The 17298-nt window shown below is 59.7% G+C and carries 12 protein-coding genes; 6 read left to right on the top strand and 6 right to left on the bottom strand.

Annotated elements, in window-relative coordinates; genetic code table 11:
* Window positions 1–134: 134 nt before the first annotated feature.
* The 4 genes from glmM to rlmE all read right to left on the bottom strand — a co-directional run bounded on the left by glmM (window position 135) and on the right by rlmE (window position 5125).
* Window positions 135–1469, bottom strand: a complete 1335-nt coding sequence (glmM, locus tag C1Y43_RS09215; protein ID WP_021507705.1) for a phosphoglucosamine mutase — start codon at window positions 1467–1469, stop codon at window positions 135–137.
* Between the two features lie 4 nt (window positions 1470–1473).
* Window positions 1474–2307: a dihydropteroate synthase gene (gene folP, locus C1Y43_RS09210; protein WP_104188017.1), complete on the bottom strand. Its 834-nt coding sequence runs from the start codon at window positions 2305–2307 to the stop codon at window positions 1474–1476.
* Between the two features lie 85 nt (window positions 2308–2392).
* Window positions 2393–4321 (bottom strand): ATP-dependent zinc metalloprotease FtsH, encoded by a 1929-nt coding sequence (ftsH, locus tag C1Y43_RS09205; RefSeq protein WP_021507707.1) that lies wholly within the window; start codon window positions 4319–4321, stop codon window positions 2393–2395.
* Window positions 4322–4495: 174 nt separating this feature from the next.
* Window positions 4496–5125: a 23S rRNA (uridine(2552)-2'-O)-methyltransferase RlmE gene (gene rlmE, locus C1Y43_RS09200; protein ID WP_021507708.1), complete on the bottom strand. Its 630-nt coding sequence runs from the start codon at window positions 5123–5125 to the stop codon at window positions 4496–4498.
* A 126-nt stretch (window positions 5126–5251) separates the two neighbouring features.
* Between rlmE and yhbY the strand changes: the two genes are divergently transcribed.
* The gene (yhbY, locus tag C1Y43_RS09195) at window positions 5252–5545 is read left to right on the top strand and encodes a ribosome assembly RNA-binding protein YhbY (protein WP_010617345.1); all 294 of its coding nucleotides are present in this window, start codon (window positions 5252–5254) and stop codon (window positions 5543–5545) included.
* A 128-nt stretch (window positions 5546–5673) separates the two neighbouring features.
* Here yhbY and greA read toward each other — a convergent pair whose 3' ends face one another.
* Entirely contained in the window at window positions 5674–6150 is a 477-nt protein-coding gene (greA, locus tag C1Y43_RS09190) for a transcription elongation factor GreA (protein ID WP_021507709.1), read from the bottom strand.
* A 248-nt stretch (window positions 6151–6398) separates the two neighbouring features.
* On the opposite strand from greA, the gene dacB reads away from it, so the two are divergent.
* Genes dacB through pmrB form a run of 3 tightly spaced genes read left to right on the top strand, consistent with a single transcriptional unit; the run spans window position 6399 to window position 9552 of the window.
* On the top strand, window positions 6399–7832 hold the full coding sequence (gene dacB, locus C1Y43_RS09185; protein WP_031279733.1) for a serine-type D-Ala-D-Ala carboxypeptidase: 1434 nt from the start codon (window positions 6399–6401) through the stop codon (window positions 7830–7832).
* Complete coding sequence (pmrA, locus tag C1Y43_RS09180) at window positions 7832–8494, top strand: two-component system response regulator PmrA (RefSeq protein ID WP_021507711.1); 663 nt, start codon at window positions 7832–7834, stop codon at window positions 8492–8494. Before dacB ends, pmrA begins: the two co-directional genes overlap by 1 nt.
* The gene (pmrB, locus tag C1Y43_RS09175) at window positions 8491–9552 is read left to right on the top strand and encodes a two-component system sensor histidine kinase PmrB (protein ID WP_104188015.1); all 1062 of its coding nucleotides are present in this window, start codon (window positions 8491–8493) and stop codon (window positions 9550–9552) included. Before pmrA ends, pmrB begins: the two co-directional genes overlap by 4 nt.
* A gap of 6 nt (window positions 9553–9558) precedes the next feature.
* On the opposite strand, the gene C1Y43_RS09170 is transcribed toward pmrB, so the two are convergent.
* The gene (locus C1Y43_RS09170; protein ID WP_058770686.1) at window positions 9559–11835 is read right to left on the bottom strand and encodes a TonB-dependent siderophore receptor; all 2277 of its coding nucleotides are present in this window, start codon (window positions 11833–11835) and stop codon (window positions 9559–9561) included.
* A 262-nt stretch (window positions 11836–12097) separates the two neighbouring features.
* Between C1Y43_RS09170 and fes the strand changes: the two genes are divergently transcribed.
* Window positions 12098–13372, top strand: coding sequence for an enterochelin esterase (gene fes, locus C1Y43_RS09165; RefSeq protein ID WP_104188014.1), 1275 nt, complete (start codon window positions 12098–12100; stop codon window positions 13370–13372).
* The gene (locus C1Y43_RS09160; protein WP_233209824.1) at window positions 13365–17249 is read left to right on the top strand and encodes an enterobactin synthase subunit F; all 3885 of its coding nucleotides are present in this window, start codon (window positions 13365–13367) and stop codon (window positions 17247–17249) included. Before fes ends, C1Y43_RS09160 begins: the two co-directional genes overlap by 8 nt.
* Window positions 17250–17298 lie beyond the last annotated feature (49 nt).

Raw genomic sequence — 17298 nt, 5'->3', positions numbered from 1 at the left:
AGCGGGTGTGAATACTAACCAAAGGCGCATACCTCTGCAAGCGCAATTTACACGAAGTTTTGCGATTGCGGAAAAAAGCGCCATCCCGGTGATTTTACAGGCGGAAAGCAGCAAACTGACCGCCCGTAACGCGGTTAAACCGCTTTTACCGCATCGGCAATTTTGTGCGCCAGTTCGGTCACCTGCGCCTCATCCTCGCCTTCCACCATCACGCGAATCAGCGGCTCGGTGCCGGATTTACGCAACAGCACACGCCCGCGCCCGGCCAGCGTTTTTTCCACTTCTGCGGCAGCCGCTTTGACGCTGTCGCTCTCCAGCGGATCGTGGCTGCCGCTGAAACGCACATTCACCAGCACCTGTGGCAGCATCTTCATGCCGCTGCACAGATCGTGCAGACTCATGTGGTTGCGCACAATCGCAGTGAGTACTTGCAAACTTGCTACAATGCCGTCACCGGTGCTGATTTTATCCAGCAGAATCACGTGGCCGGAGTTCTCCGCGCCCATGCGCCAGCCCTTCTCCTGCATTTTTTCCAGCACATAGCGGTCGCCCACTTTGGCGCGGGTAAACGGAATCCCCAGCTGTTTCAGCGCCAGCTCCAGCCCCATGTTGCTCATCAGCGTGCCGACCACGCCGCCACGCAGCTGGCCCTGACGCAGCGCTTCACGCGCAATGATGTAGAGAATCTGGTCGCCATCCACCTTCTGTCCAAGGTGATCCACCATCATGATGCGGTCGCCGTCGCCGTCATAGGCCAGGCCGAGATCGGCTTTTTCATCCAGCACGCGCTGCTGCAGCTGACGCAAATCGGTAGCGCCGCACTCTTTGTTGATGTTCATGCCGTCCGGCTGCACGCCAATCGCAATCACCTTCGCACCCAGTTCACGCAGCACATTCGGCGCAATGTGATAGGTCGCGCCGTTGGCACAGTCCACCACGATCTTCAGCCCGTTCAGGCTCAGCTCGCTGGGAAAAGTGCCTTTGCAGAACTCAATGTAACGCCCGGCGGCATCGACGATACGGCTGGCGCGGCCCAGCTCAGCGGACTCGACGCAGGTCAGCGGCTTCTCCAGCTCCAGCTCAATGGCGGCTTCGACGTCGTCCGGCAGTTTGGTGCCTTCGGCAGAGAAGAATTTGATGCCGTTGTCGTCAAACGGGTTGTGCGACGCGGAGATCACGATGCCCGCCTCGGCGCGGAAAGTGCGCGTCAGGTAGGCAATGGCCGGCGTGGGCATCGGGCCGGTGAACGCGGCAGACAGCCCGGCAGCCGCCAGACCGGCTTCCAGCGCCGATTCCAGCATGTAGCCGGAAATACGTGTATCTTTACCAATCAATACCTTGCGCGAGCCGGAACGGGCCAGCACTTTGCCGGCAGCAAAACCCAGCTTCAACACAAAGTCCGGGGTAATGGGCGCTTCACCCACTTTGCCGCGAATCCCATCCGTACCGAAATATTTACGATCGCTCATGCCTTTATCCTTTTGCTCTCCGTGTCGCCTCGACGATGCGCATCGCTTCGACAGTTTCTTTAACGTCATGCACGCGAATAATCTGCGCGCCCTGCATGGCGGCGATCACCGCGCAGCTCAGGCTGCCGGTCAGACGCTGTGCCGGACCGACGTTTAACAGCTGGCCAATCATCGACTTACGCGACATGCCCACCAGCAGCGGCAGACCGTGATGGTGAAAATCACTGAGATGCGCCAGCAGCTCATAATTGTGGCTGAGATTCTTACCGAAACCGAAGCCCGGGTCGAGCAGCAGACGCTCTTTTTTGATGCCGGCCGCTTCACAGCGGGCAATCTGCGCAGCGAAGTAAGCGTCCACTTCGCTTACGATATGCTGATATTCCGGTGCCTGCTGCATGGTGCGCGGTTCGCCCTGCATGTGCATCAGGCATACCGGCAGACCAGTATCTGCGGCGGCCTGTAACGCACCCGGCTCGGACAGCGAGCGGATATCGTTAATGATGTGAGCGCCCACTCGCGCGGCTTCGCGGATCACTTCTGCTTTTGACGTATCAACTGAAATCCACACTTCAAAGCGCTGCGCAATGGCTTCCACCACCGGAATCACCCGCGCCAGTTCCTCTTCAACCGGGACTTCATCAGCACCGGGACGGGTTGATTCGCCGCCCACATCGATAATCGTGGCACCGGCATTCACCATCTCGTTGGTGTGCGTGAGCGCGTCGACCAGCGTGTTGTGCGTTCCGCCATCAGAAAAGGAGTCCGGCGTGACATTTAAAATTCCCATCACATGGGGAAACGACAGATCGAGATGGGTATCACGGGCGTACAACTTCATGGCGAAAATCTCCCTGAGGAATCACTGGATTGTGGAATGTAAAAAACCCCGGACCAGCCGGGGTTTTTGCTTAGGAACAGGCCTGTTACTTGTCGAACTGTTCTGACATGGTGTTGCCTGGGTTTGGCGTACGCGGTTCATCAACCGGACGTGGTGCCTTTGGCGTACCGTTGCTGTCAGAGTTGTTGCTGCCTGGATCTTCCCAGCCTGCTGGCGGACGCACTTCGCGGCGCGCCATCAGGTCGTCGATCTGCGGTGCGTCGATGGTTTCATACTTCATCAGCGCGTCTTTCATCGCGTGAAGGATGTCCATGTTCTCACCCAGAATACGGCGTGCACGCTGGTAGTTGCTGTCGATCAGGTGTTTAACTTCCTGGTCGATGATGCGTGCCGTTTCGTCCGACATGTGTTTGGCTTTCGCCACTGAACGGCCGAGGAACACTTCACCGTCCTCTTCCGCATACAGCAGCGGACCGAGTTTTTCCGAGAAGCCCCACTGCGTCACCATGTTGCGCGCCAGGTTGGTCGCCACTTTGATGTCGTTTGAAGCACCGGTAGAAACGTGTTCCGCCCCGTAGATGATCTCTTCTGCCAGACGACCGCCGTACAGCGTTGAAATCTGGCTCTCCAGCTTCTGACGGCTGGCGCTGATCGCGTCGCCTTCAGGCAGGAAGAAGGTCACACCCAGCGCACGGCCGCGCGGGATAATCGTCACTTTATGCACCGGATCGTGTTCCGGCACCAGGCGACCAATAATCGCATGGCCCGCTTCGTGATACGCGGTGGATTCTTTCTGCGCTTCCGTCATCACCATGGAGCGACGTTCCGCACCCATCATGATTTTGTCTTTCGCTTTCTCGAACTCGACCATCGACACCACGCGCTTGTTGCCACGCGCAGCGAACAGCGCCGCTTCGTTGACCAGGTTCGCCAGGTCCGCACCGGAGAAGCCCGGCGTACCACGTGCGATAATCGCGGCATCAATGTCGGTTGCCAGCGGCACGCGACGCATATGCACTTTCAGAATCTGTTCACGGCCGCGCACGTCTGGCAGACCTACCACCACCTGGCGGTCAAAACGGCCTGGACGCAGCAGCGCCGGGTCCAGTACGTCCGGACGGTTAGTCGCGGCGATGACGATGATGCCTTCATTGCCTTCGAAGCCATCCATCTCAACAAGCATCTGGTTCAGCGTCTGCTCACGTTCGTCGTGACCACCGCCTAAACCGGCGCCACGCTGACGACCCACCGCATCGATCTCATCGATAAAGATGATGCAAGGTGCCGCTTTCTTCGCCTGCTCGAACATGTCGCGCACACGAGATGCACCGACACCGACGAACATTTCTACGAAGTCAGAACCGGAAATCGTGAAGAACGGTACTTTCGCTTCGCCGGCAATCGCTTTCGCCAGCAGCGTTTTACCGGTACCCGGAGGGCCCACCATCAGCACGCCTTTCGGAATTTTACCGCCCAGCTTCTGGAAGCGGCTCGGCTCACGCAGGTATTCCACCAGCTCACCCACCTCTTCTTTTGCTTCGTCGCAACCCGCAACGTCAGCAAAGGTGGTTTTGATCTGGTCTTCGGTCAGCATACGGGCTTTGCTCTTGCCGAAGGACATCGCGCCCTTGCCGCCGCCGCCCTGCATCTGCCGCATAAAGAAGATCCACACGCCAATCAGTAGCAGCATCGGGAACCAGGAGATGAAGATGGAAGCCAGCAGGCTCGGCTCTTCCGGTGGTTCACCCACAACTTTGACGTTTTTGGTCAACAGGTTATCGAGTAACTTGGGATCGTTGACAGGAATGTAGGTCGTGTATTTATTACTGTCTTTTTTGGTTACGTTGATCTCACGCCCGTTAATACGTGCCTCGCGGACCTGATCCTGGTTCACTTCCGACAGGAAGGTTGAATAATCAACCCTACGGCCATTCGACTCGCTGGGCCCAAAGCTCTGGAATACTGACATCAGCACGACCGCGATGACTAACCAGAGAATCAGGTTTTTCGCCATGTCACTCAAGGGATTAACCTCATATTACAACGGTGTTAACAGACAGCGTAGGGTACTATATATCCTTCATACCTGGAATCGCGGCGCTGATGATTTTGCCTGTTTAGCCTGAAACTCAGAATTACGCATCAGAATAAACGCCGTTTCGCCTTGCTTTGATTCCAGTATGGAGGGCTACAGTTTGCGCCCTGTCGCCACAATGTACACTTCGCGCGAACGTGATCGCGAAGCGTCCGGCTTACGAATTTTCACTTTCGTAAACAGGGAGCGAATTTCCCGCAGGTATTCATCGAAGCCATCTCCCTGAAACACTTTCACTACAAAACTGCCGCCAGGTGCCAGTACATCCCGACACATTTCTAACGCCAGTTCAACTAAATACATGGAACGCGGGATATCGACCGCAGGCGTACCGCTCATATTCGGCGCCATGTCCGACATCACCACCTGCACTTTCTGGTCGCCCACGCGCTCCAGTAACGCTTTCAACACCGCTTCGTCGCGAAAATCGCCCTGCAGGAAGTCAACGCCAACGATGGGATCCATCGGCAGCAGATCGCAGGCAATAATACGGCCACCCGAACCAATCTGTTGTACCACATATTGCGACCAGCCGCCGGGCGCAGCGCCCAGGTCAACCACGGTCATACCGGGTTTGAACAGCTTGTCACCCTGCTGAATTTCATCCAGTTTAAACCAGGCGCGCGAGCGCAACCCTTTTTTCTGTGCCTGTTGCACATATTTATCGCTAAAGTGTTCCTGAAGCCAGCGACTGGAACTGGCCGAACGCTTTTTACCCGTCATAATATTTCCAGTTAAATCGTCATCGTAGCGATAAATCAGCACGCAATAGGTCGCGTTGATTTGGCGATATACCCGAGATGGCGGTAGAATGAACCGTTTTCAATCCCTGAGTAAGCAAAAAATACGATGAATCTGAGTACCAAACAAAAACAGCACCTGAAAGGCCTTGCCCATCCACTGAAGCCAGTGGTCATGCTGGGCGGCAATGGCCTGACTGAAGGCGTGCTCGCCGAGATCGAACAGGCGCTCGAACATCACGAATTGATCAAGGTAAAAATTGCCTCGGAAGATCGTGAAACCAAGCAGCTGATCGTGGACGCTATCGTGCGTGAAACTAAGGCAAACAACGTTCAGGTCATCGGCAACGTGCTGGTGCTGTATCGCCCTGCCAAAGAGCGCAAAATTACTCTGCCACGTTAAGCGTACCGTTACGGCTCGTCCGACGGGCAGAGAAAGTGCCATGCTCCTGCATGGGATAAAAGGCCGCAGCGCGGCCTTTTTCCTTTCTTTACAATATGCAGCTGCGCATTTCAAAGCGTAGCAATATCTTAGATGTATTCCACTTTCAGCACTTCATATTCCACATCGCCGCCTGGGGTTTTGACAATAGCCACGTCATCGGCCTCTTTGCCCACCAGACCGCGCGCCATCGGCGAATTCACGGAAATCAGGTTCTGTTTAAAGTCCGCTTCGTCGTCACCGACAATCCGGTAAGTAAACTCTTCATCGGTATCAACATTCAGCACGGTGACGGTGGCGCCAAAAATCACGCGGCCGGTTTTCGGCATGGCGGTCACGTCAATCACCTGTGCATTGGAGAGCTTGGCTTCGATCTCCTGAATACGCCCTTCGCAGAACCCCTGTTCTTCGCGCGCAGCGTGGTATTCGGCATTCTCTTTCAGATCGCCGTGCTCACGGGCTTCGGCGATAGAGGCGATGATGCGCGGACGCTTAACGGTTTTCAGTTCGTTCAGCTCTTCACGCAGCTTCTCAGCGCCTTTCAACGTCATCGGAATCTGATTCATTTTGGCTCCTCGTCATCTATCCTGGTTAACGGCGTCATCCTGACCGGTGACAGCAGAAGACCGGCTTCTGCGGCGCGTAACCTCTTTTCACAAGCAAAAGAATCCTGACCCGGAAAGCTTTCCGGGTCAGGTATCGGTTTTGCATTTTGATACGTATTTTACCCCAGAGTTCCCTGTGGGTCATTGTTTACTTTGCACCGTCCGGGGACATAGTATTGACGCCTTCACCCGTCAGTTACCGCGAGATTATGCGATTTTCACGACTTGTTACCGGATTAACCTGTGCGTTTATGCTGCAGGCACAAGCAGCACCCGTTGAAGAATACATGCAGTATTTGCCAGACGGCGCAAACCTGGCGCTGATGGTACAAAAAGTGGGCGCATCCACCCCGATAATCGACTATCACGGCAAACAGATGGCGTTGCCGGCCAGCACCATGAAAGTGATCACCGCGCTGGCGGCACTGCTGGAGCTGGGCCCGGACTTCCGTTTTCAGACCACGCTGGAGACCAAAGGCGCGGTCAGCGATGGCACCTTAAATGGCGACCTGGTGGCGCGTTTTGCCGGCGATCCGACGCTCAGCCGCCAGGATCTGCGCAATATGGTGGCGGCGCTGAAAAAGCAGGGCATCAACCATATCAAAGGCAATCTGGTGATCGACACCTCGGTGTTCGCCAGTCACGATATGGCGCCAGGCTGGCCGTGGAACGATCTGACACAGTGCTTCAGCGCCCCGCCAGGTGCGGCGATTGTTGATAAAAACTGCTTCTCGGTTTCGCTCTACAGTGCCAATACGCCCGGCGAAAACGCCTTTGTGCGCATCGCCTCTTACTATCCGGCGCACATGTTCAGCCAGGTGCGGACGATCGGACGCAACAGCGGTGATGGGCAGTATTGCGAACTCGATGTGGTGCCCGGCGAGCTCAATCGCTACACGCTGACCGGCTGTATGCGCCAGCGTGCGGAACCGCTGCCCCTGGCATTTGCCGTGCAGGATGGCGCCGCGTGGGCCGGCGAGATCCTTAAAGCGCAGCTGCGCGACGCCGATATTGATTACAGCGGCCATTTAGTGCGCCAGACGCAGGTGACGTCACCGGGCACGGTGCTGGCCTCGACGCAGTCCGCACCGCTGCACAACCTGCTGCACACCATGCTGAAAAAGTCAGACAACATGATCGCTGATACCGTGTTCCGCACCATTGGCCATCACTACTTTAACGTGCCGGGCACCTTCCGCGCCGGTTCGGATGCGGTCAGGCGTGTGCTGCGCGAAAAAGCCGGCGTCGACCTCGGCAACAGTATTCAGGTGGATGGTTCCGGCCTGTCGCGTCACGACCTGATCGCGCCGGATACCATGATGCAGGTGCTGCAGTTCATCGCCAAAAATGACGCCACGCTGAATTATATTTCGATGCTGCCGCTGGCGGGTTATGACGGCACGCTGCAGTATCGCGGCGGTCTGCACGAAGCGGGGCTGGATGGCAAAGTGTCGGCAAAAACCGGTTCGCTGCAGGGCGTCTATAATCTGGCTGGGTTCATCACCACGTCGAGCGGTGCGCGCGTGGCCTTTGTCCAGTTCCTCTCTGGCTATGCGGTACCGCCGGAAGACCAGAAAACGCGGCGGATTCCGCTGGTGCGCTTTGAGAGCCGGCTCTATACCGACATTAACAAGAACAACTAATGAAACTGTTGATCGTTGAAGATGATGCGTTATTACAATCGGGCCTGGCGCAGGCGCTGAGCAGCGAGGGCTACGCCGTGGATTGCGCTGGCAGCGCGGCGGAAAGCAACGCCCTGCTGCGCAGCAGCCAGTACAGCCTGATCGTGCTGGATCTCGGCCTGCCGGATCGCGATGGCGCCACGTTGCTGCGCCAGTGGCGGCGCGACGGCATCGCGGTGCCGGTGCTGATCCTGACCGCGCGCGATGCGCTGGAGGATCGCGTCGACGGGCTGGACGCCGGTGCCGATGATTACCTGGTCAAGCCGTTTGCGCTGGCAGAACTGCAGGCGCGGGTGCGCGCGCTGATCCGCCGCTATCAGGGGCACAGCGACAACCTGCTGCAGCAGGGCGATCTGACGCTCAATCTCAGCTCGCAGCAGGTGCTGCTGGAGAATCTGCCGCTGGAGATCACCCCCAAAGAGTTCGCCCTGCTCACCCGCCTGCTGATGCGCGTGGGGCAGAATGTGCATCGCGAAACGCTGCAGCAGGATCTCTACAGCTGGAACGACGATCCCGGCTCCAACACTTTAGAAGTCCACATTCATAATCTGCGCCGCAAGCTGGGGAAAGATCGCATCAAAACCGTGCGCGGCGTTGGCTACCGGCTGGAACTGCGCGAATGAACAGCATGCGTCAGCGGTTACTGATCATGCTGGCGCTGATTCTCCTCACCTGCCAGGTGATGAGTGCCATCTGGCTGTGGCACGAAAGCCGCGAACAGATCAGTTTCCTCGTCAACGAAACCCTGTCGGCCCAGGCGCGTAACGATCGCGTGGAGAATGAGATCCGTGAGGCCATCGCTTCGCTATTGCTGCCTTCGCTGGTGATGGTAAGCCTGACGCTACTGCTGTCGTTCTGGGCCATCAACTGGATTATCCGTCCGCTCAAATCGCTACAGGACAGCCTTGCCCACCGCTCTGCCGACAACCTGACGCCGCTGCCGATTTACTCCGAGATGGATGAGATCGTTGCGGTCACCTCCTCCATCAATCAACTGTTTTCCCGTCTCGACCACACGCTGCAGCAGGAGCGATTATTCACCGCCGACGCCGCGCACGAGCTGCGTACGCCGCTGGCCGGGCTTCGCCTGCATCTCGAGCTTCTGCATCAGCAGCAGGTGCCGCAAAGCGCCATGCTGATTGAGCGTATCGACCAGTTGATGCACACCGTCGAACAGCTGCTGATGCTGTCGCGCGCCGGTCAGGCGCTGGCGGGCGGCCACTATCAGCAGCTGCAGTGGCAGCGTGACATCATGCAGCCGCTGATGCCGGAGATGGCTGAACTGTATGCCCAGCGTCAGCAGACGCTGCACTGGCCAGACGGCGACGATGTGCCGCAGCAGGGTGAAGCGGTGCTGCTGCGCCTGATGCTGCGCAATTTGCTGGAGAACGCATCGCGCTACAGTCCGGAAGGCAGCAGCGTGCAGGTGAAGCTGCGTCAGATGCAACAGCAGGTCTGGGTTGAAGTGTGGGATCAGGGGCCGGGTATTGATGCCGATGCGGCAGAAGAGCTGACGCAGGCGTTCCGGCGGCGCGATCAACGCTATGGCGGCAGCGGCCTGGGCCTGAACATTGTGCTGCGTATTGTGCAGATGCATCGTGGCAGACTGGAACTGGTCAACCGCGAAGACAGCAGCGGACTGATTGCCCGCTGCTGTTTGCCAACGCAACTGATTGGCTGAACGCCATCAGAAGTGGGTGTTGAGGCTCATATAGTAAGTACGGCCTGATTCGTTATAGGTATTGGCACCGGCACCGTAGAGATAAGCGCCGGTGGTGGCGTTACCGGTGGTTTGCGCATTGCCCTCACGGAAGTGGCGCTTATCGAACAGGTTATCGATGCCCAGCGTCACGCTGGCGTACTTATTGATATCGTAAGTACCGCTCAGGCCGACAATTGAGTACGGGCTCACTTTGTCGGTGGCGCTGCCGGTCACCGGCTGTCCTTTGTAGTCGTACTTCTTCGGCGTCTGGGTGCCGTACCACGTCAGGGTGGTTTGCAGCGACAGATCCTGCGTTGCCTGCCAGCTCAGCGTCGAGTTCAGCGTATACTCCGGAATGATCGACAGACGATCGCCGGTCTCCTTGTTCTTGCTCTGCAGCATGTAGGTGAAGTTGTTATTCCACATCACGCTGTCAGAGAAGGGAACATTGACCGTACCTTCCAGCCCTTCCACCACCGCTTTCGGCACGTTCTCCCAGCGATAGATATCCGTGGTGCCGTTAGAGGCTTTACCTGAAGGCGCATAGCCGGCTTCAATCTTGTTGCGGTAGTCGTTACGGAACCAGGTCAGACCGGCCTGATAACCTTCATGCTTCCACTCCAGCCCAACTTCTTTATTGATGCTGTTTTCCGCTTTCAGATTCGGATTACCCTGCAAATAGCAGGCGCCGGTGCTGGCGGCGCAGCCCTGGCCGTTGCTGTACAGCAGGTAGTTCGGGTTCGTCTGGTACAGACTCGGCGCTTTGTAGGCCCGGCCAATCCCCATCTTCAGCGTGAAGTCATCGCCCAGCCCCTGTGACAGATTAAGCGATGGGCTCCAGTTGTTGCCAACGATGGAGTGATGATCGAAGCGCAGCGCCGGCGTCAGCATGGTGCTGTCGGTCAGCTCCATGTTGTCTTCGGCAAACAGGGAGAAAATCTCCGCCTGGGCATAAGGACTGCGGCCGGTGCTGGCGATGCCTGGCACAGCGCCATTGCTGGCGGCCTGGGTGGTCGACGAAGGATCTTTCATGCGCTGCTGGTTCCACTCGGTGCCCAGCGTTGCGGTCTGATTGACGCCCAGCTCAAACGGCAGGCTGATTTCACTGTGCAGCAGCACATCGTCCAGCTGGATGGTATTGAACCCGCTGTTGGAGAAGATCCCTTCCGTGCCGCCCGCCAGACCTTCATTAATGCGCGTATTGCGGGTTTTCTCGTAGCGCGCCCAGCTGCTGGTGCTGATGCCGTTGTCCCACGCGCCGGTCCATTTCAGTGAAATATTCTGGCGATAAAGACGGTTGGTTTCATCGCCGTACAGGCTTTTCACCAGCGCGTTAGTGTTAGTGTTCTGCGTATCGCCCGCGTACAGGTTGCCCTGACGACTGTAACCGGCCTGCAGCTCCAGCGTCTGCATGGGGGCAAACGCCCAGCTCAGCAACGCATTGATATCTTTGTTAACCGAACCTTCGCGGCCTGCCGGGTAGCTGCCGGCATAGCTGCCGGTGCGCGCTGCCGCGTGCCCTTCATTGATGTCGTACGCGTCGGCCTGGGTTTTGGCTAAGCCGCCATACAGCCGGAAGTTGAAGTCGTCGCCCAGCGGCCCTTCAAGGCTGAAGTTGGTGCGTTTGGTCGCCCCTTCCGATTTGTGTTCCGGCGCGTTGAAGTAGGTATTCCACGAACCGTGCCACTGCTGATCGCTGTACTTTTTGGTGATGATGTTCACTACACCGCCCGCCGCGCCGTTACCGTAGCGCACCGCGGCCGGCCCGCGAATCACGTCGATGTGATCAATCATCTCCGGCGGCACCCAGTTAGTATCGCCGCGCGTATCACGCTCACCGCGCCAGCCTAGACGCACCGAGTTACGGCTGGTAATCGGCATGCCGTCCACCATGATCAGGGTATTTTCCGGTCCCATGCCGCGAATATCGATCTGACGGTTGTTGCCGCGCTGGCCGCTGGTCGAGTTACCGGTCAGGTTAACCCCCGGCATGGTACGGATAATTTCTGAGACATCGCGCGCCGGCGGATGCTTTTTGATCTCATCGGCGGTGATGGTGGAAACCCCCGGTGCCTGCAGCGTCTGCTGCTGGGCCGTCACCATTAAGGTGCCACCGTCCATTGCGCTGGCGTCGGGAGAAGAGGCGTTGCTGGAAGTCGTCTTGCTGGAAGTCTCTGCTGCCCAGGCGCTGCCGGAAAGCAGTGAGGCGCTGAGCCCCAGTTCGATCAAAATAGCGAAGGTTAACCGCGAGTAATGCTTCATTTTTTTTCATTCCTGGAAGGCCAGTTCTGCGCCACAGCGGAGTGACTGGCGAGCCGGTGAGAAGATCCCTGTCTTTATCGCGCAGCCGTTCACACCTGGCAGGGCCATCCTTTGCTGAATCCCATGACTTACCGGGTGCCAGACGGAACGTGCGTGCTCATTTTGAGCGCAGTCACCCTATTGCAAATGCAAATAATTATCAATAGTATTATTTATCAATCCTATGTAAATCTCCCCGTACAGACGGCGACTGGCAGCCCCTATGACCTGGCGAAATGATGGAATTGGTAGCGAAGCCTGGTGGCAGGAGCAACAGACTCAGGGCATTCCGCGCATTGAGCCGCAGCAGGATGGCACCTGTCTGGTGACCTTCTTCTGGCGCGATCCGCAAGGCAGTGAAACCACCTCCCACACCCAGCGCGTGTGGATCAACATCACCGGCGTGACCGATCACCATCAGCGGCGCCCGCCGCAATCGCTGATGCGCGTCGCCAGTAGCGATGTCTGGTACTGGCAAACCGTGCTGCCGTCACACTGGCGCGGCAGCTACTGCCTGATGCCGGATCGGCAGGCCAGCGATTTCAGCGGCGAGCCTGATATGCATGCGCTGCGCCACTGGTGGCGCGAAAAATTCCCTGCCGCGCAGGCCGATGCGCTCAATCCGCTGCGCAGCTGGTCCGGCGGACGCGGCATGGGCGTGTCACCGCTGCACCTGCCTGACGCGCCCGACCAGCAGGTGTGGCGTGCGGTGGATGAGGGCCGCGCCCCGGCGCTGACGCTGCAGGAGCAGCAGTGGGACAGCGCGCTGCTCGGCAATCGTCGCCGGGTGTGGCTGTACGCCACAGGCGAGGCACAGCACGGCCCGCGTCCGCTGGCGATACTGCTCGATGGTCAGTTCTGGGCGCAGCAGATGCCGATCGCCGGCCCGCTGCAGCAGCTGACCGCCGCGGGCAAGCTGCCGCCGGCGGTCTACCTGTTTATCGACATCATCGATCGCGAACACCGCAGCCGCGAGCTGCCATGTAATCCGCAATTCTGGCAGGCAGTGCAGCAGGAGCTGTTGCCGCAGGTGGCACGCTGGATGCCGTACGATGCGCAGCCGGCGCGCACGCTGGTCGCCGGACAAAGCTTCGGCGGTCTGGCCGCGGTGTTTGCCGCACTGCACTTTCCCCACACCTTTGGTAATGCGCTCAGCCTGTCCGGCTCCTTCTGGTGGCCCGAACGCGGTAACCCGCATGGCTGGCTGTTGCAGGCGCTGGACCATGGCCTGGCACCTCGCCAGCCGCTGCGTTTCTGGCTGGAGGCTGGCCAGCGTGAAGGCCTGATTCTGCAAGCCAATCAACAATTACAACAACAACTTACCGCTGCCGGCTATCAGGTGCATTACCAGTCGGTAGAGGGCGGCCATGACGCGCTGTGCTGGCGCGGTGGTCTGCTCGACGGTCTGCAAGCTTTGTGGCGCAATCCAAATTCATTCATCACGCCAGACGTGAACCGGAGCGACAGTAAATTCTCTGATGAACGACACTATGATTGACCAACAAACTCTGCCGCTGGTGGCGGCGCAGCCTGGCATCTGGATCGCCGACCAGCTCAGCCGCCATCACAACGCTTACGCGGTCGCGCACTTTATCGAGCTGCGCGGCGACATCAACAGCGCGCTGCTGGCGCAGGCCATCGTCGACGGCATGCAGGAAGCCGATACCCTGAATATGGCGTTCGGCGAAATCGACGGCGAGCCGCTACAGTGGCCGCAGCCGCAGACCTTCAGCCTGCCAGACATCGTTGATCTGCGCGGCGAAGCGGATGCCGCTGCCGCCGCACGCGCCCTGATGCGTGCCGATATGCAGGGTGACCTGCGTGTGCTGAGTGGCGCACCGCTGTGGCACCATCGTCTGTTCCGCCTCGGCGAGCAGCACTGGTTCTGGTATCAGCGCTATCACCATCTGGTGGTGGATGGCTTCAGCTTTACCGCGCTGACGCGCCGCATCGCCAATCTGTACAGCGCCGCCGTGCAGCAGCAGCCGCCTGAGCCGACACCGTTTATTCCGTTCAGCGCCGTGGTTGACGAGTATCAGCGCTATCAGCAATCGGCGTCTTACACCCGTGACGGCGAATTCTGGCGCGAAAAAGGCCGCGCCCTGCCCGCGCCCGCCTCGCTGTCGCCGCTGCCGCTGGCCGGTCAGAGCGCCAGCACCGATCTGCTGCGCCACAGCGTTACGCTGGATCGTCACCGCTTCCAGACGCTGACCAGCCAGCATCCACAGCACAGCGCCGCCGATCTGGCCTTTGCGCTGGTAGCGCTGTGGCTGGCTCGCCTCAGCGGACAAAATGATTTTGCTGCCGGCTTCATCTTCATGCGCCGCATCGGCTCCGCCGCGCTGTGCGCCACCGGTCCGGTGATCAACGTGCTGCCAATGGCGGTGCATTATCAGCCGGGACAAACGCTCGGCGATCTCGCCGCTCAGCTGGCCGCGGAAGTGAAAAAAATGCGCCGTCATCAGCGCTACGATGCTGAACAGGTGCAGCGCGATCTCGGCCGCCTCGGCGATAGCGATCCGCTGTATGGTCCGGTGATCAACCTGAAGATGTTTGACTACCAGCTTGATTTCGCCGGCATTGAAGGCATCACGCATCAGCTGGCCTCCGGCCCGGTGCGCGATCTGGAAATCGCGATTTACCTCAGCGAGCACGGCGATCTGACGCTGGAGCTGCTGGCGAACGCGCAGCGCTATGCTGCCGAGACGCTGCAGCGCCATGCCAGCCGCTTTGCTCTGCTGCTCAGCCAGCTGGCCGCGCAGCCGCAGCGCGCGCTGGGCGAGCTGGATCTGCTGACGCCAGCGGAGCAGCAGCAGATTGCGGCCATCAATCAGACTGCCCATCCGCTGCCAGCGGAAACCCTGGCGTCGCTGCTGGCGCAGCAGGCGCAGCGCACCCCGGACGCACCGGCGCTGGCCGATGCGCAGCACCAGCTGAACTATCGCCAGATGCAGCAGCAGGTATTCGCGCTGGCAGCCGATCTCAGTGCGGCCGGCGTGCAGCGGGGTGATATCGTCGCCGTGGCGCTGCCGCGTTCGGTGCAGCTGTCGCTGGCGCTGCAGGCGATTGTGACGCTCGGGGCCGCTTATCTACCGCTGGATACCGGCTATCCGGACGAGCGGCTCCAGCTGATGCTGGAAGACGCCGCGCCCAAAACGCTGATTACCGCTGCCGCGCTCAGTGCCCGCTTCCGCGCCATCGCGCCGATCAGTCAGCTGCACTTTGACACCCTGTACAATGCCGAACATGCACCGGCACCGGCCAGCGCGCCGACGCCGCAGGATGGCGCGTACATCATCTATACCTCCGGCTCTACCGGCCGGCCGAAAGGCGTGCTGGTCGGTCATCAGGCGATCGTTAATCGCCTGCTGTGGATGCAGGATCGTTATCCGCTGCAGGCGGATGACGTAGTGCTGCAGAAAACGCCGAGCAGCTTTGATGTCTCGGTGTGGGAGTTCTTCTGGCCGCTGCTGGTCGGCGCGCAGCTGGTGATGGCGCCGCCGGATGCACACCGCGATCCGGAAGCCTTACAGCAACTGTTTGCCCGCTACAAAGTCACCACCACGCATTTCGTACCCTCGATGCTGGCGGCCTTTGTCGCGGCGCTCGACCACCCCGCCGCGATAGCGTGCTGCGCCAGCCTGCGCAACGTGTTCTGCAGCGGTGAAGCATTGCCCACCGATCTGTCGCGCAGCTGGGAAACATTGACCCGCGTGCCGCTGCACAATTTGTATGGGCCGACCGAAGCGGCCGTTGATGTCAGCTGGTATCCGGCGTATGGCGCGGCGCTGGCGGCCGTCGATGGCCCGAGCGTACCGATCGGCTTCCCGGTGTGGAACACCGGCCTGCGCATTCTTGATGCGCAAATGCAGCCGGTGCCGCCGGGCGTGGCCGGCGATCTCTATCTTACCGGCATTCAGCTGGCGCACGGCTATCTCAACCGGCCGGAGCTGACCGCCAGCCGCTTTATCGCCGACCCGTACGCCGCTGGCGAGCGCATGTACCTGACCGGCGACGTAGCGCGCTGGCTGGACAACGGTGCGGTGGAGTATCTCGGGCGCAGCGATGACCAGCTGAAGATCCGCGGTCAGCGCATTGAGCTGAACGAAATCGATCATGCGCTGTGCGCCCAGCCCGGCATTGAGCAGGCGGTGACGCATGCGGTGGTGCTGGGCAGTGCGGCGGCACAGGGCGATGCGCGTCAGCTGGTGGGCTACGTGGTTGCGCCTCAGCCGGTGGATGGCGACGCGCTGCGTCACGTGCTGGCACAGCAGCTACCGGCACACATGGTGCCGGTAGCCATCGTCCAGCTGGAGGCGCTGCCGCTCAGCAGCAACGGCAAACTGGATCGCAAAGCGCTGCCGCTGCCGCAGAGCACCACGCAGCGCCAGGGGCGCGCGCCACTGCCCGGTTTAGAGAGCACGCTGGCCGCAGCGTTCTGCCGCCTGCTGGCCTGCGACACGATCGGTGCGCAGGATGATTTCTTTGCGCTCGGTGGCCATTCGCTGCTGGCGATGCGCCTGGCTGCGCAGCTGCGCCGCGAGCTCCAGCTGCCGGTTTCGGTCGGGCAGATCATGATCGCCCCGACGGTGGAAAAACTGGCGGCGCTGCTGAGCGATGGACAATCCCATCAGCAGGCGGGCTTTGAAGCGGTGCTGCCGCTGCGTAAAGGCAGCGGACCGACGCTGTTCTGCTTCCACCCGGCGTCCGGCTTCGCCTGGCAGTTCAGCGTGCTACAGCGTTATCTTGACCCACGCTGGTCACTGGTCGGCATTCAGTCGCCTGACACGCAGGGACCGCTGAATCAGAGCGCGCACCTCGATGAGGTCTGTGAGGCGCATTTGCGCACGCTGCGCGAGGTACAACCGCACGGGCCATACTATTTCCTCGGCTACTCGCTGGGCGGTACGCTGGCGCAGGGCATTGCTGCCCGGCTGGAAGCAGCGGGTGAAGAGGTCGCCTTCCTTGGCCTGCTCGACACCTGGCCGCCGGAAACGCAGAACTGGGATGAGAAGCGCGGCGAGAATGTGCTGGATCCGGCGGTGCTGGAGGAGGTGAATCGCGAGCGCGAACAGTTTATCGCCGCGCAGCGCCATCAGGCCGGTGAAGAGATGCAGGCCATGTTCGATACCATCGAAGCCAACTACGCCAGCTCGGTGCGTCTGCTGGCCACGGCGCGCAGCGCACGCTTCGGCGGCCGCGCTACGCTGTTCCTCGCCGAACAGACGCAGCAGCCAGGCCAGGATGCGCGCCGCGCCTGGGCGCCCTATGTCGGTGAGCTGACGGTGTGGCCGATGGATTGCGCCCACGTCGAGATTATCTCGCCTCGCATGTTTGAGCAGATCGGGCCACTGTTGCAGCAGTTGCTGGCGTAGCGGTTTTGCCCTCACTCTAACCCTCTCCCGGCGGGAGAGGGAACCGTAT

The organism is Pantoea sp. ICBG 828, from assembly GCF_002928355.1.
GTDB classification, from domain to species: Bacteria; Pseudomonadota; Gammaproteobacteria; order Enterobacterales; family Enterobacteriaceae; genus Pantoea; species Pantoea dispersa.
This window is presented reverse-complemented; position numbering and strand designations above follow the sequence as displayed.